Source organism: Pseudomonas sp. TNT2022 ID642 (assembly GCF_028656995.1).
Lineage (GTDB): Bacteria > Pseudomonadota > Gammaproteobacteria > Pseudomonadales > Pseudomonadaceae > Aquipseudomonas.
Map to the genome: position 1 here is coordinate 826,673 of NZ_JAMDGW010000007.1, position 19,318 is coordinate 845,990.

16 protein-coding genes are annotated in these 19,318 nt (G+C 60.9%); 13 read left to right on the top strand and 3 right to left on the bottom strand.

Annotated elements, in window-relative coordinates; genetic code table 11:
- Positions 1 to 2 precede the first annotated feature (2 nt).
- From M5G26_RS09625 to M5G26_RS09655, 7 genes are all read left to right on the top strand, one after another.
- Positions 3 to 647, top strand: coding sequence for an isochorismatase family cysteine hydrolase (locus M5G26_RS09625; RefSeq protein WP_102902766.1), 645 nt, complete (start codon positions 3 to 5; stop codon positions 645 to 647).
- Positions 644 to 1,975, top strand: coding sequence for a glutamine synthetase (locus M5G26_RS09630; protein WP_134174056.1), 1,332 nt, complete (start codon positions 644 to 646; stop codon positions 1,973 to 1,975). Before M5G26_RS09625 ends, M5G26_RS09630 begins: the two co-directional genes overlap by 4 nt.
- Positions 1,959 to 2,711 (top strand): N-formylglutamate amidohydrolase, encoded by a 753-nt coding sequence (locus M5G26_RS09635; protein WP_273915148.1) that lies wholly within the window; start codon positions 1,959 to 1,961, stop codon positions 2,709 to 2,711. The genes M5G26_RS09630 and M5G26_RS09635 overlap by 17 nt, the downstream gene beginning before the upstream one ends.
- A gap of 81 nt (positions 2,712 to 2,792) precedes the next feature.
- Positions 2,793 to 4,142 (top strand): APC family permease, encoded by a 1,350-nt coding sequence (locus tag M5G26_RS09640; RefSeq protein WP_273915149.1) that lies wholly within the window; start codon positions 2,793 to 2,795, stop codon positions 4,140 to 4,142.
- A gap of 118 nt (positions 4,143 to 4,260) precedes the next feature.
- The gene (locus M5G26_RS09645; RefSeq protein ID WP_273915150.1) at positions 4,261 to 5,277 is read left to right on the top strand and encodes an arginine N-succinyltransferase; all 1,017 of its coding nucleotides are present in this window, start codon (positions 4,261 to 4,263) and stop codon (positions 5,275 to 5,277) included.
- A 61-nt stretch (positions 5,278 to 5,338) separates the two neighbouring features.
- Positions 5,339 to 6,373: an arginine N-succinyltransferase gene (astA, locus tag M5G26_RS09650; RefSeq protein ID WP_016983246.1), complete on the top strand. Its 1,035-nt coding sequence runs from the start codon at positions 5,339 to 5,341 to the stop codon at positions 6,371 to 6,373.
- Positions 6,374 to 6,540: 167 nt separating this feature from the next.
- Complete coding sequence (locus tag M5G26_RS09655) at positions 6,541 to 7,410, top strand: isocitrate lyase/PEP mutase family protein (protein WP_007919546.1); 870 nt, start codon at positions 6,541 to 6,543, stop codon at positions 7,408 to 7,410.
- Positions 7,411 to 7,542: 132 nt separating this feature from the next.
- On the opposite strand, the gene M5G26_RS09660 is transcribed toward M5G26_RS09655, so the two are convergent.
- From M5G26_RS09660 to M5G26_RS09670, 3 genes are all read right to left on the bottom strand, one after another.
- Positions 7,543 to 7,845, bottom strand: coding sequence for a hypothetical protein (locus M5G26_RS09660; protein ID WP_038369113.1), 303 nt, complete (start codon positions 7,843 to 7,845; stop codon positions 7,543 to 7,545).
- 560 nt (positions 7,846 to 8,405) lie between these two features.
- Positions 8,406 to 9,644, bottom strand: coding sequence for a M20/M25/M40 family metallo-hydrolase (locus tag M5G26_RS09665; RefSeq protein ID WP_273915151.1), 1,239 nt, complete (start codon positions 9,642 to 9,644; stop codon positions 8,406 to 8,408).
- Between the two features lie 207 nt (positions 9,645 to 9,851).
- Positions 9,852 to 10,925 carry a diguanylate cyclase gene (locus M5G26_RS09670; RefSeq protein WP_123593960.1) on the bottom strand — a complete coding sequence of 358 codons (1,074 nt, stop codon included), beginning with the start codon at positions 10,923 to 10,925 and terminating at the stop codon, positions 9,852 to 9,854.
- 177 nt (positions 10,926 to 11,102) lie between these two features.
- On the opposite strand from M5G26_RS09670, the gene M5G26_RS09675 reads away from it, so the two are divergent.
- The 6 genes from M5G26_RS09675 to hglS all read left to right on the top strand — a co-directional run bounded on the left by M5G26_RS09675 (position 11,103) and on the right by hglS (position 18,883).
- Positions 11,103 to 12,557 carry a flavin-containing monooxygenase gene (locus M5G26_RS09675; protein WP_273915152.1) on the top strand — a complete coding sequence of 485 codons (1,455 nt, stop codon included), beginning with the start codon at positions 11,103 to 11,105 and terminating at the stop codon, positions 12,555 to 12,557.
- Between the two features lie 21 nt (positions 12,558 to 12,578).
- Entirely contained in the window at positions 12,579 to 13,505 is a 927-nt protein-coding gene (locus M5G26_RS09680) for an alpha/beta fold hydrolase (protein ID WP_102902773.1), read from the top strand.
- A gap of 138 nt (positions 13,506 to 13,643) precedes the next feature.
- Entirely contained in the window at positions 13,644 to 15,143 is a 1,500-nt protein-coding gene (gene glcD, locus M5G26_RS09685; protein WP_273915153.1) for a glycolate oxidase subunit GlcD, read from the top strand.
- The gene (gene glcE, locus M5G26_RS09690; protein ID WP_273915154.1) at positions 15,143 to 16,192 is read left to right on the top strand and encodes a glycolate oxidase subunit GlcE; all 1,050 of its coding nucleotides are present in this window, start codon (positions 15,143 to 15,145) and stop codon (positions 16,190 to 16,192) included. The genes glcD and glcE overlap by 1 nt, the downstream gene beginning before the upstream one ends.
- A 2-nt stretch (positions 16,193 to 16,194) precedes the next feature.
- Positions 16,195 to 17,415, top strand: coding sequence for a glycolate oxidase subunit GlcF (gene glcF / locus M5G26_RS09695; RefSeq protein WP_273915155.1), 1,221 nt, complete (start codon positions 16,195 to 16,197; stop codon positions 17,413 to 17,415).
- Positions 17,416 to 17,503: 88 nt separating this feature from the next.
- Positions 17,504 to 18,883 carry a 2-oxoadipate dioxygenase/decarboxylase HglS gene (gene hglS / locus M5G26_RS09700; RefSeq protein WP_273915156.1) on the top strand — a complete coding sequence of 460 codons (1,380 nt, stop codon included), beginning with the start codon at positions 17,504 to 17,506 and terminating at the stop codon, positions 18,881 to 18,883.
- The last annotated feature ends 435 nt before the right edge of the window (positions 18,884 to 19,318 follow it).

Below are 19,318 nucleotides of genomic sequence, written 5' to 3' on the forward strand. Positions count from 1 at the left end.
GGATGTTCAGCCTTCCCCACCGCTCGCCGCGGGACTTGCCGTTTGTCACCGATCACACCGCGCTGTTGCTGGTGGACATGCAGCGTGCCTGGCTCGAACCGCAGTTCGACGCGCACCTCAATGGGCCTGACGCCGAGTATTTCCTGACCCGCGCGCACATGCAGGTAGTACCCAATCAACGTCGCTTGCTCAGCGCTTTTCGCGAAGCGCGGCAGAACGTGCTGCACACCATTATCGAAAGCCTTACCGCGGATGGCCGTGACCGCTCGCTCGATCACAAGCTCTCGGACATGCACCTGCCCAAGGGCAGCGTGCAGGCCAGGATCATTGAAGACCTGAGCCCGGTGGAAAACGAGATCGTCCTGCCGAAGACGTCATCGGGCGTCTTCAACTCGACCAACATCGACTACGTGCTGCGCAACCTGCAAACCCGTCACCTGATCATCGCCGGCATCGTCACTGACCAATGCGTGGACATGGCCGTGCGCGACGCCGCCGATCGCGGCTATCTGGTCACGCTGGTCGAAGATGCCTGCGCCACCTACAGCGCCGAACGCCATCACGCCTGCCTGAATGCGATCAAGGGTTACTGCTGGATCACCGACACCGACACCGTGCTCGCCCGCTTGCAGGAGATGCGGCCATGAGCGCCCGTCTGACACCACTGCCGATGACCACGCTGGTCACCACTGACTTGATCGGCATCACCCGTGGCCGCTCGTTTCCCACCGATGAGCTGGAGCATTATCAGGCCGCCGGTTGCGGCTGGGTGCCGGCCAACAGCGCATTGACGCCGCAGGACATCATTGCCTCGACCAATCCGTGGGGCGCGTATGGCGATCTGCGGCTGATTCCCGATCTGGGCAGCCGCGTCACCGTCGGCAACGGCCCGGACGCAAACGCGCCGGCGCTGGATTTCATCCACGGCGATATCCGCGAAACTGATGGCCGGCCGTGGGGCGCCTGTCCGCGCACGCTGCTGCGTGATGAAATCGAACGTTATCGCGATGAACTGGGCTTGCAGGTCAACGCCGCGTTCGAACACGAATTCAACCTGCACGCCGGTTTTGCCGAGCATCTGGCATTTTCCCTCGAAGCCCAGCGTCAGGGCGCCGAGTTCGGCGGCTGGCTGCTCAGTGCTCTGCGCGCCGGCGGTGTCGAGCCGGAAATGTTTCTGCCGGAATATGGCAAACACCAATACGAAATCACCTGCCGCCCGACGCTCGGCGTGGCGGCGGCCGATCGTGCCGTCAACGTGCGCGAGATCACCCGCGAGATCGCCCGGCAAATGGGCCTCGACCTGAGCTTCGCGCCTAAGACCGCCGCCGACGCAGTGTGCAACGGCGTCCATCTGCACGTCAGCCTGCTCGATCTGGGCGGTCAGCCGATGCTTTACGACGCCGGCACCAGCAACGGTCTGTCGAGTCTCGGCCAGCATTGGGCAGCGGGGATCCTGCATTACTTGCCGGCTCTGTGTGCGTTTACCGCACCGACGCCGGTGTCGTACGAGCGCTTGCAGCCGCATCACTGGAGCGCCTCCTACGCCTGTCTGGGTCAACAGAACCGCGAGGCGGCGCTGCGCATCTGCCCGACCGTGACCCTCGGTGGCAAATCCGTGGCCCAGCAGTTCAACCTCGAATTCCGCGCCATGGACGCCACCGCCTCGCCGCATCTGGCCATGGCGGCGCTGCTGATCGCCGGGCGTCTGGGCATTGAACAACGCTTGGCACTGAACGCGATCACCGACGAAATTCCCGATTCACTCAACGACGAGCAACGCCAGGCGCGGGGCATCGTTGCCCTGCCCGCCTCGCTGGCCCAGGCGCTGGATTGCCTGCGCAACAGTGGCGCCTTCACTGCATGGCTGCCCAAGCCGCTGCTCGACACCTACTACGCCCTTAAAACCGAGGAACTGGCGCTGACGGAACAGCTCTCGCCCGCTGACTTGTGTGAGCACTATGCACGCCTGTACTGAATCCACCGAGTTGGGGTTGTACACCCGACCGGCCTACAACCTGAGCCGCGCCGACTCGACGCACCCGGTGATTCTGGTGTGCGAACACGCCAGCCGCTACATCCCCGAAGCCCTGAACAATCTGGGCCTGGACGCTGCCGCCGCCGCTGAACACATCGCCTGGGACATTGGTGCGCTGCAACTGGCTGAACAGCTATCGGAGAGGCTCGGCGCAACCCTGTTGAGTGCCAATTATTCGCGGCTGCTGATCGATCTGAACCGGCCACGCCACGCCCCGGACAGCATTCCGGCGCAAAGCGAGATTTACCAAGTGCCGGGCAACCGCGAACTGGACGAAGCCACCCGCGAATACCGCCGCCAGACCTTGTTCAAACCGTTTCACGCGCGCTTGCAAACATTGATCGACGAGCGTGTTGCTCAGGGCCAAACAGTTCGTGTGGTGGGGATTCACAGTTTCACTCCGGTGTATTACGGCCAGCCGCGACCGCTGGAAGTCGGCGTGCTGTTCGGTCAGGCCAAGGCTTACGCGCAACGTTTGCTCGATGGCCTCGGCGAACATCCGCTGAAAGTGGCCGGTAATCAGCCGTACAAGATCGATCCGCTGGGCGACATGACCGTGCCGGTGCACGGCGATGCCCGTGGCCTCGACGCGGTGCTGGTCGAGGTGCGCAATGACTTGCTGCGCAGCCCCGAAGCCGTATCGCGCTGGGCCGGATACCTCGCGCCATTGCTGTAATGAATGAAAGACTGCTGACGCTGTAAACGATGGACCGATAACAACTAAAACGACCGACTGGCTGACAAGGAGTTGCGCTTCATGGAAATTGAAGAATTCGGCTACAAGCAAGAGTTGAAACGTAGCCTGACGCTGACCGACCTGGTGGTGTACGGGATGATCTTCATGATCCCCATCGCCCCGTTCGGTGTGTATGGCTACGTCAACGCCGAGGCCCCGGGGATGGTGCCGCTGGCGTACATCATCGGCATGGTGGCGATGCTGTTCACCGCGCTGAGTTACGGCAGCATGGCCAAGGCTTTTCCGATCGCAGGTTCGGTGTATTCCTACGCACAACGCGGCCTCAATCAGCATGTCGGTTTCATCGCCGGTTGGCTGATGCTGCTCGATTACCTGCTGATCCCGCCGCTGCTCTATGTCTACGCGGCGATGGCGCTCAACCATTTGTACCCGGACATTCCGAAAGTCGGCTTCATTCTGGCGTTTCTGGTCAGCGCGACCTTCGTCAACCTGCGCGGCATCACCTTCACCGCACGGATGAACATCATCTTCCTGCTGGCGCAACTGGTGGTACTCGGCATCTTCCTGTTCTACGCCTGGAATGCCCTGCACAACGGTGGCGGTAACGGCGAGCTGACCCTGGCGCCGCTGTATCACGCGGAAACCTTCAACTTCGCCCTGCTGATGCAAGCGGTGTCGATTGCGGTGCTGTCGTTCCTCGGCTTCGATGCGATCTCCACCCTCGCTGAAGAAATCAAGGGCGATCCGGGCAAGAGCGTCGGCAAAGCGGCGCTGATCACGCTGGTAGTGATGGGCGTGATTTTCGTCGCGCAAACCTGGATCGCCACCGATCTGGCGGCAGGCATGGGCTTCAAATCCGCCGACACCGCGTTCTATGAAATCGCCGAAATCGCCGCCGGCAGCTGGCTGGCGACCCTGACCGCTGTCGCCACGGCATTGGCCTGGGGCGTGGCCGTGGCCATCACCTCGCAAGCCGCCGTCTCGCGTCTGCTGTTCGGCATGGCCCGCGACGGCAAACTGCCGAAAGTGCTGGCCAAGGTGCACCCAAAACACAACACGCCGTACCTGAGCATTTATCTGGTGGCGGTGCTGTCGCTGGTGATCTGCTACCTGTTCATCAACTCGGTCGACACCCTGACCTCGCTGGTCAACTTCGGCGCGCTCAGCGGCTTCATGCTGCTGCACCTGACAGTGGTCAACTACTACTGGCGTCGGCAAAAGTCCGGTCAGGTCGTGCGTCACCTGATCTGCCCGGTGATCGGCTTCATCATCGTCGCGGCCATCATGTACAACATGGGCGTCGATGCGCAGAAACTCGGGCTGATCTGGATTGCTCTGGGTCTGGTGTACCTGTTCTTCCTCAACAAGCTCGGCGCCAGTACCGCGCTGCCTGACCCGAGCAACGGCTGACAAGAAAAAGAGCGGCGTCTGACAACAAATCAGGCGACCGCCGATTTATCGCGTGGAAACCGACAGTGATAGTCAGGTTCGGCGACTTTGCCGAACCTTTTGATACAGGAGTACATCCATGCTGGTCTTACGCCCAGTCGAACAGACTGATCTGCCCCAGCTCCAACAATTGGCCCGCGACAGTCTGGTGGGCGTGACCTCCCTGCCGGACGACAGCGAGCGCCTTCGCGAGAAAATCGCCGGTTCCTGCGCTTCGTTCGCCAGCGCGGCAGAGGCTAACGGTCCGGAGAACTACTTCTTCGTGCTGGAAGACCTCGACGAACAGCGTCTGGTTGGCTGCTCGGAAATTCTCGCCACAGCGGGTTTCGACGAGCCGTTCTACAGCCTGCGTAATCGCCATTTCACCAGTGCGTCCCGCGAGCTGAACATTGAACACGGCGTGCCGGCGCTGTCGCTGTGCCACGATCTCAACGATCACACGCTGCTGCGCGGCTTTCATATCGACGCCGCGCTGGTGCGCACGCCGTTCTCCGAATTGCTGTCACGGGCGCGCCTGTTGTTCATCGCCGCCCACGCGCCGCGCTTTGCCGAGGCGGTGATTACCGAAATCGTCGGCTACAGCGATGAGGAAGGTCATTCGCCGTTCTGGGATGCACTGGGCAAACACTTCTTCGACCTGCCCTACGTTGAAGCCGAACGCCTGTGCGGGCTGCAGAGCCGCACCTTTCTCGCCGAACTGATGCCGCAATACCCGATTTACGTGCCGATGCTGCCGCAAGCGGCGCAAGACTGTATCGGTCGTATCCACCCGGACGGTCAGGAAGCGTTCGACATCCTTGAGCGTGAAGGCTTCGAAACCAACAGCTACATCGACCTGTTCGACGCCGGCCCGACCCTGTATGCGCGTACCTCGAATATCCGTTCGATTGCTCGCAGCCAGACCGCAACGGTGCAGCAACGGCCACAGATCGATGCCCGTGGCCGTTACCTGCTGAGCAATGACGCGCTGCACGGCTTTCGCGCGATCATGGCCGAACTCGATTTCCAACCCGATCAACCGCTGTCCCTCACCCCTGCCATGTGTGCGGCGCTGAACGTGACCGATGGCAGCCCGATCCGGCTGATTGCCCTGTGAAACCCGCGCGGTTGCGCAGCCAACGACAGTGCCCGAACAGGCGCGCAGAAGGAGTTCCAGCATGATTGTCCGCCCGGTCAAAGTCAGCGACCTGCCAGCCTTGATGGCGCTGGTGCAACAGGCCGGCCCGGGGTTCACCACCCTGCCGGCCAACGAAGATCGCCTGTCCCACCGGGTCCGCTGGGCGCAACGGGCGTTCGCCGAACAGGTGGAACGGGCCGACGCGGACTATCTGTTTGTGCTCGAAGACGACGACATGCGCGTGGTCGGCGTCAGCGCACTGGCCGGGGCGGTCGGCCTGCGCGAGCCCTGGTACAACTATCGGGTCGGGTTGACCGTGAGTTCGGCGCCGGATCTGGGCATTCAACGGCAGATACCGACACTGTTTCTCAACAACGAACTCACCGGCCAATCGGAGCTGTGCTCGCTGTTTCTTGGCCATGATCAGCGCCACGGCAGCAATGGCCGCCTGCTGTCGCTGGGGCGGTTGCTGTTCGTTGCCGAGTTCCCGCATCTGTTCGGCGAGAAGATGATTGCCGAGCTGCGCGGCAGTGCCGATGAACACGGTTGCTCGCCGTTCTGGGACAGTCTGGGCCGGCATTTCTTTCAAATGGACTTCAGCCATGCCGATCACTTGTCAGGACTTGGCAACAAATCGTTCATCGCCGAACTGATGCCGCGCCAGCCGCTGTACACCTGCATGCTCACCGAACAAGCACAGGCGGCGATCGGCCAGGCACACCCGAATACCGAGCCGGCGCTGAAAATCCTTCAGGCCGAAGGGTTTACCCACAAAGGCTACATCGACATCTTCGACGGCGGCCCGGTGATCGAAGCGCCGGTGCGCAATATCCGCACCGTACGCGAAAGCGTTGAGCTGACCCTGAGCCTCGGCAGCCCCGACGAACAGGCGCCGCTGTGGCTGATTCACAACCGTCGTCTGGAAAACTGCCGCATCACCGTGGCCCGCGCCCGCCGGGTCGGCAGCAGCCTGGTGATCGACCGCCTCACCGCCAAGCGCCTGCAACTGCAACCGGGCAATTCGGTGCGTGCGGCGATGCTGCCCAATCAACAGCAACAGGCGGTGGCGGCCTGACGGTCACCACCGCAAAAAGGTAAATCCTTTCAGCAAAAGGGTCCGCGACAACCTGTCCCTTGCAAATTCGTCATGATCATTGACCCATTCGCGTGATAGCCTTTTCATTCTTCGGCGTTGACACCTTTGTTCAAGCCTTTCCATTCCTTTGTATTGGTGGAACTCGTATGACCAGGCTTTCCCATCAAGATTTGCGCCGTAACTTCCGTCAACTGCTGGCTTCCGACACCTGCTACCACACGGCGTCGGTGTTCGATCCGATGTCCGCGCGCATTGCCGCTGACCTGGGTTTTGAAGTGGGGATCCTCGGCGGTTCCGTGGCCTCGTTGCAGGTGCTCGGTGCCCCCGACTTTGCCCTGATCACCCTCAGCGAGTTCGCCGAACAGGCCACCCGCATCGGCCGCGTCGCCCAATTGCCAGTGATCGCCGACGCCGACCACGGCTACGGCAACGCCCTCAACGTGATGCGCACCATCGTTGAACTGGAACGCGCCGGCGTCGCCGCCCTGACCATCGAAGACACCTTGCTGCCGGCACAATTCGGCCGCAAATCCACCGACTTGATCACCGTTGCCGAAGGCGTCGGCAAGATCCGCGCGGCATTGGAAGCCCGGGTTGATACGGAAATGGCGATCATCGCCCGTACCAACGCCGGCATCCTGCCAAATCAGGAAATCATCAGCCGCACTCGCCAGTACCAGGCGGCCGGGGCTGACGGCATCTGCATGGTCGGGATTCAGGATTTCGATCAGCTCGAGCAAATCGCCGAACACCTGACCGTACCGCTGATGCTGGTGACCTACGGCAACCCGGCGCTGCGCGACGACAAACGTCTGGCCGAACTCGGTGTGCGCGTGACCATTGATGGCCATGGTGCTTACTTTGCGGCGATCAAAGCGACGTATGACAGCCTGCGCGAACAGCGGCAGATCTTCACTCAGGCGTCCGACCTGAGCGCGACCGAGTTGACGCACACCTATACCCAGCCGGAGGAATACATTCTCTGGGCCAAGGAATACATGAGCGTCAAGGAGTGATGGGTTGGCCGGGCTGACGCCATCGCTGGCAAGCCAGGCTCCCACAGGTTATGCGGTTCGACATCAATTGATGGTTCAGCACCAAACCCTGTGGGAGCTGGCTTGCCAGCGATGAGGCCTGCCGCTACACCGCTAAACCGGCGTCTTGTAAGCCTCCTCCCGCTGCACCGCCCGCGCCTGAATCACATTCAGAATCGCACAGCCCTCGCGCATCAACAGATGCACCGCACTGGTCACCCGCGTCAGATCACAATCGGAAATGCCTTTGAGGTTGAGGCTGGCAAAGGTGTCGGCCAGATCGCGCACAACCACAAACCGGTGCATCGCACAGGCGGCCATGTCGCTGAGTTCTGAGTGGGTATTGAGGAAGAGCACGGGGGATTCGGCGTCGTAGGTGTCGATGGGGAGGAAGCGGGGCATTACTTGGTCACACATTGGTATAACTCCTGTATTGAGAGAGCTACCACCAGTCGCGGCCAAACGAGGAAGGTGGCAGCCGTACGCGGGTTGGCCGACCGGATACAGGAACCGGCACACCCGAAGGTGTCCCACGCACAGCCGCCATAACACAACATCACAGACAAACATCGACTGAATATGTTGGGCAGACTGTACGTCTCTGTATCGACCGGCCAAGGTCGTTCGCGGTGTTTTTCCGCGAACCCGAACTATAGGGGTCGATACAGAAACGCGGCAACAGGGTACGTTGTAGGAAACGTCTTGGAAAGTTGTACGCCGCCCGCGCCTTCCACTTTTCCCACAAAAGCCCCTCACCCTAGCCCTCTCCCTGAGGGAGAGGGAACCGATTGGGGGATGCTCTGGATCTACGCCGACGTGAGAGATCGCGTTGAATGCAAATCTGAATTCAACTTGATCTGCCGGTTGCCACATGGACCACAAACAACACGGTCAGTCCCCTCTCCCTCCGGGAGAGGGTTAGGGTGAGGGCAAATGCACCTGACACCCCACCCGCATCAGTCACACCACAAAACCACTCACCGCGGCTTCGCCAACTCCATAATCATCCGCGACAACAAATAAATCCGCGGCGCCACACTCGCCACTTCGGCGTACTCCTCCGGCGTGTGAATATTGCCGCCAACAATCCCGAAGCCATCCAGCGTCGGCGTGCCAACCCCGGCCGACAAACTCGCATCCGCCGCACCGCCACTGCCCTCCTCCGTCAACTTGCGGCCAATCTCGCCGTAAATCCCCTGGGCCATGGCCATCAGGCGATCCGACTCGGGCGTCTGCGGCATCGGTGGCAAGCCCCGCTGCAATGAAGTCTTCACATCAGTCTCAGCAATCAACTTGTCCTGCGACACCCGCGCCAGATCCTTCTCGATCCGGTCGAACTCCTCCGGCACCGCCGCGCGCACGTCAGCCTTGGCCGTGGCTTGATCGGGAATCACGTTGGTGCGGTCACCGGCCTTGAGCACAGTGAAGTTGATGGTGGTTTTCTTCGCTTCATCACCCAGTTTGCCCAACTGAAGAATCTGGTGCGCCGCTTCCATCGCGGCATTGCGCCCCAGTTCCGGAGCGACGCCAGCGTGCGCGGCTTTGCCCTTGACCTCGACCAGCGCCGTCGCGCTGCCCTTGCGCCACATTACCAGACCATCGGCCGGGCGGCCCGGCTCCAGATTGAGGGTCACGTCGTGCTGTTTGGCGGTTTTTTTGATCAGGTCGGTGGCGACGTCCGAGCCGGTTTCTTCACTGGCGTCGAGCAGGAATGTGATTTGCGCGTAGTCCTTGAAGTCGAGGTTTTTCAGGACTTTCAACGCATAGATCCCGGCGACGATGCCGCCCTTGTCATCCATCACCCCCGGCCCGTAAGCACGGCCGTCCTTGATGTGGAACGGCCGCTCGGCCGCCGAACCTTCCTTGAACACCGTGTCCATGTGCGCCATCAGCAGGATTTTTGCTTTGCCGGTGCCTTTGAACGTCGCGAGTACATGGTTGGATTTTTCCGGCGTATTGGGCACCAGCTCGATGGTGGCGCCGAGTTTTTTCAGCTCATCGATGGCGATGTCGCTGACTTGCTTGAGGCCGGGCTCATAGCCGGAACCGGAGTCGATATTGACCAGCCGCTCCAGCAGTTTCAGTGCTTCTGGCTGGTACTGCTCGGCATCGGCGAGCACTTGTTTGTGCGGTTCGGCAAAGGCGTGGGCAGCGGAGAAAGCGAGAGACAGGCCGAGGCTGGCGGCAAGCAGGGAGCGAGAAAATGAGAACGTCATGAAGCGATCCTTGTTTCGCGTCGGGGGGATTTAACCGTACCCGACATCGGCGCGAGGCTCTACACCGAATGCGACCTCTCCCTGACCACCACCGAACACGTGTAGGAGCTGCCGAAGGCTGCGATCTTTTGATTTTGATTTAGAAAAAACAAAGTCAAAAGATCGCAGCCTTCGGCAGCTTCTACCGGGGATGTGTGGTGATGCGGATCAAACCGAATCCAGCAACGTCCGCCGGGGCTTGCCATCACAATTGCAGATCACCCGATTACGCCCGCCTGCCTTGGCTTCATACAACGCCTGATCGGCATCATTGAGCCAGCGTGTCGCGTCAGCATGCGCCGGATCGTACGCCGCCAGGCCGATGCTCAAACTGACCTTCAACGCCGGGTTCTGCTCATAACCCAGAATCGCGAAGCGCTCGCGCAACGCCTCCATGGCCTGCGCGGCATTGAACAATGGCAGATCCGGCAAAATCACGCAGAACTCATCACCGCCATAGCGCCCGGCAACGTCTGTCGCCCGCAGGTTTTGCTTGAGCAACTTGCTCAACTGCCGCAATACGATGTCGCCCGCGACATGGCCGTAGGTGTCGTTGATCGCCTTGAAGTGATCGATGTCGATCAGCGCAATCGCCGCGCCCTGCTTCTGCCGCTTGCAGCGCTGAAAAGCGATCTCCAGTTGATCCTTCCAGGCGCCGTGGTTGAGCAACCCGGTCAGGCTGTCGGTGCGGCTCAGGGCAAGCAATTCGCGTTTATGCCGACCGAGGGTGTAGGCCTGGCGAAAACAGATCCAGCCCAGCGCCAATGGGTACAGCAGCAGCAACGGAAAACAGGCGTACATTTGCGCAGGCGTGGTCTGCGGAACGAATGCCGGAGCAAACACCACCAGCCCGACGCCGACCCCGAGCAACTGCGCCGCAGAGCCTGCCAATAGAAAGCGTGAACCACCGATAGCGACGTTGTTCATCGCCATCATCGAAATGGTCGTCGCCGTGGGCAGCGGATTGAAATGCATGGCGGCAAGCCAAAAGCCGCCGAAAAAGGCGTCGATCAACAGATTGCGGTGTTCAGCGTGGTAGGGAACCCGGGCGCGGCGCGCCCATTGAAACGCCAGATGCGGCCAGACCAGGCCGTTGAAGAACATCAGTGCCCAGACCCACAGCGGCGGATCGAGCGAGTACATCGCCACGCTCACGCACACGAGCCCCAGAATCAACCCGAGGATGCGCGATGTATAAAGCCTCCTGGCCAATGAAAGTCCCTTTCCTCCGGTATTTCCCATAAGGACCTCGACCACGCACACCGCAGGACGGATGTGCTGGAAGTCTAACAGGGCGACGTTAAATAGCCATCACCGGCCAGCGGGCTGAATAGCGCGACATCAGGGTCGCGCACAGTGCAAATATTTGGCTATACATGAAAGGAGCAAAATGGAAAAACAACTATAAGAAGGAGGCCCATGCACACCTATAAAGTGTTGATCATCGGCAGCGGTTTTGGCGGTCAATGTGCTGCGGTCAACCTGCTCAAGGCTGGAATCGACGATTTTCGCCTGCTGGAGCGACGGGACTTCTTTGGCGGCACCTGGTGCCAGAACACCTACCCCGGCGCGGCGGTGGACGTGCCATCGCCGCTGTATTCGCTGTCGTTTGCGCCGTACCGCTGGTCGAAGATGTTCGCCGGACAGGCCGAACTGCAGCGCTACACCGAGCATGTCATCGAGCAGTTCGGTTTGCGTGACCGCGTGGAGCTGGAGGCCAATGTCGAGCGCGTCGAATGGGACGACACGGAAAAACGCTGGGCTGTGCACACCGCCAGCAAAGGCACCTTTTATGCGCAGTTCCTGATCAATGCCACCGGGCCATTGAGCCAACCGGTCATTCCGCACTTTCCCGGCCAGGAGCGCTTTCAAGGCAAGACGTTTCATACAAACAATTGGGATCACAGCTACGACTACCGCGGTAAACGTGTGGCCATCGTCGGCAGCGGCGCCAGTGCGGTGCAGGTGATTCCGGCGATTGCGCCGCAGGTCGAGCAACTGCACGTGTTCCAGCGCACGCCCCATTGGGTGCTGCCCCGCGCCGATCGCCAGTTCGGGCCGTTGCAACGCTGGCTGCTTGGCCGCAAACCCGCCTACAAACTGTTGCGCTGGCTGATTTACTGGCAATTCGAAACCCGGGTCATCGCGTTCAAATACTCGAAAGCGGCGATTCACATGGTGCAGCAGCACGCCCTGCGTTTTCTCAAACGCCAGGTGCCGGACCCGGTGCTGCGAGAAAAACTCACCCCGGACTTCACCATTGGCTGCAAACGGGTGCTGGTTTCCAGCACCTATTACCCGGCGCTGAACCGTCCCAATGTCACCTTGCATACCCGCGAACAAGGCATCGCTTCCATCGACGAAAGCGGCATCAACACTGAGGACGGCCAACACATCGATGTTGATCTGATCGTCTGGTCGACCGGTTACGACGCCACCGACGGGGTGATTTCCTACCCGGTCAGCGGAAAAAACGCCGTGCAACTCAGAGAGGTCTGGGCGCAATACCCGCGCGCGTATCTGGGCACCAGCCTGCCGGACTTCCCCAACCTGTTTATCGTCACCGGGCCCAACACTGGCATCGGCCACACCTCGGCGCTGTTCATCATCGAGTCGCAGATGAACTACATCCTCGACTGCATTCGCACCGTGCAGGCCAAAGGCCTGCGCAGCATCGAAGTGCGCCCCGAAGCGGAACGTACCTACACTGAGATGATTCATCGGGAAATGCAGCGCACGGTCTGGAAGTCCGGCGGCTGCCACAGTTGGTATCAAAGCAAGAGCGGTCATGTGATCGCGATGTTTCCCGGCTTCAGTTTCAGCTATCACCGCTTGACCCGGGCGCTGAAACCGGCCGACCACATTCTGTCCTGAACACGTAAAAGGAAGACGTCGATGCTTTTGCTGTTTGTCGCCCTCGCGGTTTTCGTAGCCTGGAGCTGGTTGAGTTATCCGGCGGTCGGCCATTGGCTGTACGACTTGAACATGGCCATCGAGGCCAAGTTGTACAAATTGCACAAGATCGAGGTGCCGATCGCCGAGATGACTGTCTCGACCTGGCAGGGCGGGCCGTACGAAGCGGCCAGCGCGATTCTGATGCTGCATGGCTACAGCGCCGAGAAGAACCTGTGGCTGCGCTTTTCCCGGCACTTCGTGCGCGAGTATCGAGTGATCATCCCGGACCTGGCCGGCCATGGAGAAACCGGCTTCAAGGCGGGCGGCGGCTACGACATTCCGTTGCAGGCCAAACGCATGATCCAGTTGCTCGACGTCTGCGGCGTGGAGAAAGTCCATGTGATCGGCAACTCGATGGGCGGCTACATCGCCGCGTGGCTGGCGGCGACTTACCCGGACCGCATCGCCTCGGTGGCGCTGATCGACCCGGCAGGCGTCACTGCACCGGAGGTCAGCGACATGGAGCGGCATCTGGCGCGCGGGCATAACCCGTTTCTAATCAACTCGCGGGAAGAGTTTCGCCAGTTTTATGCAATGACCATGGAATCGCCGCCGTGGGTACCGAATCTAGTGCTGGACGCCATCGCCCAGCGCTACGAGCAACAACGCGATGAACTGGAAGAGATCTTCCGCGATTTTCGCGCCAGCCCGCCGATGGAGCCGAAACTGCCCGACATCAAATGCCCGGCGCTGTTGCTCTGGGGCCGCAAGGATCGGCTGATCGATGTCAGCAGCGTGCCGGTGTGGAGCAAGGGCATCGCCAATTTGCGCGTGGATGTCTGGGATCACGTCGGGCACATGCCGATGGTTGAACAGCCGGGGAATACTGCAGAGCTTTATCGCGAGTTTCTGGGAAGCCAAAGATGACAATGCACCCAGCCCCTGATCGTTCCCACGCTCTGCGTGGTAATGCCTCAAGGGACGCTCCGCGTCCAGTGACGCGGAGCGTCACGGGCTGCATTCCCACGCAGAGCGTGGGAACGATCAGCAAGGGGTAAGCCTGAGATGAACATTCTTTATGACGAACGCCTCGACGGCCCGCTGCCGCAGGTGAACAAGGCCGAATTCCTCAAGGCATTGCAGCAAGCACTGCCTGACCTCGACATTTTATGGCGCGAGGACGAACTCAAACCCTACGAATGCGATGGCCTCTCCGCCTACCGAACCACGCCGATGCTGGTCGCCCTGCCCCGTCGACTCGAGCAAGTGCAAACCCTGCTCAAACTTTGCCATCAGAAGAACGTCCCGGTGGTCGCCCGTGGTGCCGGCACCGGGTTGTCCGGCGGCGCCTTGCCGCTGGAACAGGGCCTGCTGCTGGTAATGGCGCGCTTCAATAATATTCTGCACATCGACCCCGCCGCCCGCACCGCGCGGGTTCAGCCGGGGGTGCGCAATCTGGCGATCTCTCAGGCAGCGGCGCCGTTCGGCCTGTATTACGCGCCGGATCCATCGTCGCAGATCGCCTGTTCGATTGGCGGCAACGTCGCCGAAAACGCTGGCGGCGTGCATTGCCTCAAGTACGGATTGACCGTGCACAACCTGCTGAAAATCGAAGTACTGACCATCGAAGGCGAACGCCTGACCCTGGGTTCGGATGCCCTCGACTCAGCGGGTTTCGATTTGCTCGCGTTGTTCACCGGCTCCGAAGGATTGCTGGGGATCATCACCGAAGTCACGGTCAAACTGCTGCCCAAACCGCAGGTCGCGAAAGTCCTGCTGGCCAGTTTCGATTCCGTGGAAAAGGCTGGTCGCGCGGTCGCCGAAATCATCGCGGCGGGGATCATTCCCGGCGGGCTGGAGATGATGGACAACCTCGCCATTCGCGCCGCCGAAGATTTCATTCACGCCGGTTACCCGGTCGATGCCGAGGCGATTCTGTTGTGCGAACTCGATGGCGTCGAGGCCGATGTCCACGACGACTGCCAACGGGTGCGCGAGGTCATGACCGAGGCCGGCGCCACCGAAGTGCGTCAGGCCCGCGACGAAGCCGAGCGCGTGCGCTTCTGGGCCGGGCGCAAAAATGCTTTCCCGGCCATCGGCCGTTTGTCGCCGGACTATTACTGCATGGACGGCACCATCCCGCGCCGCGAATTACCCGGCGTCCTGCAAGGCATCGCCCGCCTCAGTGAAGAATACGGTTTACGCGTGGCCAACGTGTTCCATGCCGGCGACGGCAATATGCACCCGCTGATTCTGTTCGACGCCAATCAACCCGGCGAACTGCACCGCGCCGAAGCCTTGGGTGGCAAGATCCTCGAACTGTGCGTGCAGGTCGGCGGTAGCATCACCGGTGAACACGGCGTCGGCCGCGAAAAAATCAATCAAATGTGCGCGCAGTTCAACAACGACGAACTGAGCCTGTTCCATGCAGTTAAAGCCGCGTTCGACCCACAAGGCCTGCTGAATCCCGGCAAGAACATTCCGACCCTGCACCGCTGCGCCGAATTCGGCGCGATGCACATTCACGCCGGGCAATTGCCCTTCCCCGAACTGGAGCGCTTCTGATGGCCGATGTCGACGCCGCCAGCGCCCTGCTCGATCAGGTCAACGAGGCCCGGGCCAACGCCACGCCGCTGAAAATTCAGGGTGGCAACAGCAAAGCGTTCCTCGGCCGCGAGGTCGCCGGCGAAGTGCTCGACACCCGCGCCCACTGCGGCATCGTCCGTTACGAGCCGACCGAACTGGTGATCACGGCGCGCGCCGGCACGCCTCTGTCCGAGCTGCTGGCGGCGCTGGATGCTGCCGGACAGATGTTGCCTTGCGAACCGCCGGCATTCGGTGAAGGCGCCACCGTCGGCGGCATGATCGCCACGGGTTTGTCCGGGCCACGACGACCGTGGTCTGGCTCGGTGCGCGACTTCGTTCTCGGCACGCGGGTGATTACCGGCCTCGGTCAGCATCTGCGCTTCGGTGGCGAAGTGATGAAGAACGTCGCCGGTTATGATCTGTCACGGCTGATGGCCGGCAGTTATGGCTGCCTCGGCGTGCTCACCGAAGTGTCGCTGAAAGTCCTGCCGAAACCACGGCAATGCCTGAGCATTCGCCTCGATATGGAATGCGCGCGGGCACTGGCCAAGCTTGCCGAATGGGGTCAGCAACCGCTGCCAATCAGTGCCGCCTGCCACGATGGCCAGAGCCTGTATTTGCGGCTTGAGGGTGGCGAAGGTTCGGTGACGGCGGCGCATCAACGCCTCGGTGGTGAGCCGCAGGATTCAGGGTTCTGGCGGGATCTGAATGAGCAGCGTCTAGGGTTTTTCGACGAAGGCCTGCCGCTGTGGCGCTTGTCGTTGCCGAACAATCTCGGGCCACTGGATCTGCCCGGCGAGCAACTGATCGACTGGGCCGGGGCACAACGCTGGCTGAAATCCGACGCTGAGCACATTCATATTCTCGCTCAGGAACTCGGCGGCCATGCCACCTGCTTTACCCACGGCGCCTGCTCTTCGCCATTTCAGCCGCTGGCCTGGACACTGCTGCGCTATCACCGACAACTCAAGGCGCAACTCGACCCGCAAGGGCTGTTCAACCCCGGGCGCATGTACGCGGAGTTCTAGCCATGCAAACCACCCTCAGCGAACAATCGCGACAACTGCCCCGCGCCGCCGAGGCGGAGAAGATTCTGCGCACCTGCGTGCACTGTGGTTTTTGCAACGCGACCTGTCCGACCTATCAATTGCTCGGTGATGAACTCGATGGCCCGCGCGGGCGCATCTACCTGATCAAGCAAGTGCTCGAAGGCGCACCCGCGACGGCGCAGACGCAACTGCATCTGGATCGCTGCCTGTCGTGCCGCAACTGCGAAACCACCTGCCCGTCCGGCGTCGACTATCACAACCTGCTCGACATCGGCCGCGCGGTGGTCGATCAAGCGGTGCCACGTCCGGCGGCGCAACGTCTGTTGCGCGAGGGTTTGCGCGCATTGGCACCGAATCCAGGGTTGTTCAAAGGCTTGCTACGCGTGGGCACGACGTTTCGGCCGCTGTTGCCGCGCTTGCTTGAAAGCAAACTTCCGCAGCACTTGCCGGTTAACGGCTCGCGCCCTGCCCCTCGGCATGCCAGTCGCGTGTTGTTGCTGGAGGGCTGTGTGCAACCGGGGTTATCGCCAAATACCAATGACGCCACGGCGCGGGTGCTGGATCGCCTGGGTATCAGTGTCACCCCGGTGGCCGAGGCCGGTTGTTGCGGCGCGCTGGACTATCACCTCGACGCGCAAGCCAAAGGCCTCGAACGCGCCCGGCAAAACATCGATGCCTGGTGGCCGCACCTGCAAAACGGCGCCGAAGCGATTGTGCAGACCGCCAGCGGTTGCGGCGCATTCATCAAGGATTACGGGCATTTGCTGGAAAACGATCCGCTGTATGCGGCCAAGGCCCGGGAAATCAGCGAGCGAACGCTGGATCTGGTGCAGATACTCGATCGGGAACCGCTGGAAAAAGTCTGCGCGGCGAGCGAGCGACGGATTGCCGTGCATTGCCCGTGCACTTTGCAGCACGCGTTGAAACTGGGCGGCGCGGTGGAAGCTGTGCTGACACGCCTGGGTTTCAATCTTACCGCCGTGCCCGACGGCCATTTGTGCTGCGGCTCGGCAGGTACGTATTCGCTGACACAACCAGTGCTGGCCCGGCAACTGCGCGACAACCGCCTCAACGCGCTGGAGAGCGGCCGGCCTGAGCTGATCGTCACCTCCAACGTCGGCTGCCAGAGCCATCTGGCCAGCGCCGGACGCACGCGGGTGATGCACTGGATCGAACTGGTGGATCAGTCGTTGGCAGAATGAAGTTCGTAGGATTCTTCGTTTGCCCGCGTGCGAGAAGGCTGCGATCTTTTCCCTCATCCATTCCGTGACCGTGGCAGGAATTTTTTTCATGACCGTGCAGCCGTTCGTCAGCCCCGACCTGATCCGCCAACGCTTCTCCAAAGCGATGTCCGACATGTACCGAGAAGAAGTGCCGCTGTACGGCGCGCTGATGGAGTTGGTGGAACAAACCAACCGCGAAGTGCTTGCACGTCAGCCGGACATCGCCCGGCAGCTCGACAGCACCGGTGAAATCGAACGGCTGGACATGGAGCGCCATGGCGCCATTCGCGTCGGCACCGCGACGGAACTGGCCACCCTCGCCCGCCTGTTTGCGGTGATGGGCATGCAACCGGTGGGTTATTACGACCTGACCCCGGCGGGCGTGCCGGTGCACTCCACAGCGTTTCGCGCAGTGCATGAGGACGCGCTGCAAGTCAGCCCGTTTCGAGTGTTTACGTCGTTGTTGCGCCTGGAGTTGATTGAAGATCCGCAGCTACGCGCCTTTGCCGAATCCGTGCTGGCCCAGCGTTCGATCTTTACCGCTGAAGCATTACGCCTGATCGCGCAGGCTGAAACCGCGGGCGGATTGAATGAAAGCGAGGCCGAGGCATTCGTCCTACAGGCACTGGAAACCTTTCGCTGGCATCACAGCGCGACGGTTACCGCTACGCAATATCAGACGTTGAGCGCCCAACACCGTTTGATCGCCGACGTGGTGGCGTTCAAAGGTCCGCACATCAATCACCTGACGCCGCGTACGCTGGACATCGACCGCGTGCAGGAGCAAATGCCAGCCCATGGCATCACCCCGAAAGCGGTCATCGAAGGCCCGCCGCGCCGGCAATGCCCGATCCTGCTGCGCCAGACCAGTTTCAAGGCGTTGGACGAGCCGATCGCCTTCACCGATCAAAACCAAATTCGTGGCAGTCACAGCGCGCGCTTCGGCGAGATCGAACAACGCGGCGCGGCACTTACGCCCAAAGGCCGGGCGCTGTACGACCGCTTGCTAAATGCCGCGCGCGATGAACTCGGTGACTTCCCCAACGAAGCCAACGCCGCACGCTACAACGCGCTGATGGCTCAGCACTTTGGCGAATTTCCTGACAGTGTCGAAGGCATGCGTGAACAAGAGTTGGCGTACTTTCGCTATTTCGCCACGGAAAAAGGTCTCGCTGCTGTAGGGCTTGGACAGTCGTCACTGGAGGACTTGTTGCGCGATGGTTATGTGAAAGCGGAACCGTTGGTGTACGAAGATTTCCTGCCGGTGAGTGCGGCGGGGATTTTTCAGTCGAACCTTGGCGATGCGGCGCAGGCGCATTACGGCGAGCATTCCAATCGGCAGGCTTTCGAGCAGGCGCTGGGGCGCGCGACCATTGATGAGTTGGGGTTGTATGCGGCGACGCAGCAGCGTTCGATCGATGAGTGTCTGACCCAATTTGCGCGTTGAAAAATCAAAAGATCGCAGCCTTCGGCAGCTCCTACAGTGGAAATGCATTCCAAATGTAGGAGCTGCCGAAGGCTGCGATCTTTTGATCTAAAAGCCTTGAGGCAGCCGCCTCAGCCAAATGAAGGCATCTAGCCACTGTGCGCAAGAAGTTGCGCACTTGTTTTGCAAAAAAGCCTGATAAAAGCGCTGAGAGCCACGTCGCACAAGGCCTGCAGCCAAGTGCGCAAGAAGTTGCGCAGTACTGCGCAACTTCTTGCGCACTTTTGCCTTGAGCGAGCGTTTTTTTTCGCACAAGCGCCTGAAAAATCAGACAAACACCCCGGCCCGCATGGTCGCCACAATTGTTGGCACGCTCCTTGATAACAGTCAGGCACCCACCGGGCGATTTCGCCTCCCGGGCACCTTAAATTATTCCGCAAGGAGAGCACCCCATGG

Coding starts and splice junctions, on each gene's coding strand:
- M5G26_RS09625 (WP_102902766.1), top strand. CDS start 3: ATGTTCAGCCTTCCCCACCGCTCGCCGCGGGACTTGCCGTTTGTCACC.
- M5G26_RS09630 (WP_134174056.1), top strand. CDS start 644: ATGAGCGCCCGTCTGACACCACTGCCGATGACCACGCTGGTCACCACT.
- M5G26_RS09635 (WP_273915148.1), top strand. CDS start 1,959: ATGCACGCCTGTACTGAATCCACCGAGTTGGGGTTGTACACCCGACCG.
- M5G26_RS09640 (WP_273915149.1), top strand. CDS start 2,793: ATGGAAATTGAAGAATTCGGCTACAAGCAAGAGTTGAAACGTAGCCTG.
- M5G26_RS09645 (WP_273915150.1), top strand. CDS start 4,261: ATGCTGGTCTTACGCCCAGTCGAACAGACTGATCTGCCCCAGCTCCAA.
- astA (WP_016983246.1), top strand. CDS start 5,339: ATGATTGTCCGCCCGGTCAAAGTCAGCGACCTGCCAGCCTTGATGGCG.
- M5G26_RS09655 (WP_007919546.1), top strand. CDS start 6,541: ATGACCAGGCTTTCCCATCAAGATTTGCGCCGTAACTTCCGTCAACTG.
- M5G26_RS09660 (WP_038369113.1), bottom strand. CDS start 7,845: ATGTGTGACCAAGTAATGCCCCGCTTCCTCCCCATCGACACCTACGAC.
- M5G26_RS09665 (WP_273915151.1), bottom strand. CDS start 9,644: ATGACGTTCTCATTTTCTCGCTCCCTGCTTGCCGCCAGCCTCGGCCTG.
- M5G26_RS09670 (WP_123593960.1), bottom strand. CDS start 10,925: ATGGGAAATACCGGAGGAAAGGGACTTTCATTGGCCAGGAGGCTTTAT.
- M5G26_RS09675 (WP_273915152.1), top strand. CDS start 11,103: ATGCACACCTATAAAGTGTTGATCATCGGCAGCGGTTTTGGCGGTCAA.
- M5G26_RS09680 (WP_102902773.1), top strand. CDS start 12,579: ATGCTTTTGCTGTTTGTCGCCCTCGCGGTTTTCGTAGCCTGGAGCTGG.
- glcD (WP_273915153.1), top strand. CDS start 13,644: ATGAACATTCTTTATGACGAACGCCTCGACGGCCCGCTGCCGCAGGTG.
- glcE (WP_273915154.1), top strand. CDS start 15,143: ATGGCCGATGTCGACGCCGCCAGCGCCCTGCTCGATCAGGTCAACGAG.
- glcF (WP_273915155.1), top strand. CDS start 16,195: ATGCAAACCACCCTCAGCGAACAATCGCGACAACTGCCCCGCGCCGCC.
- hglS (WP_273915156.1), top strand. CDS start 17,504: ATGACCGTGCAGCCGTTCGTCAGCCCCGACCTGATCCGCCAACGCTTC.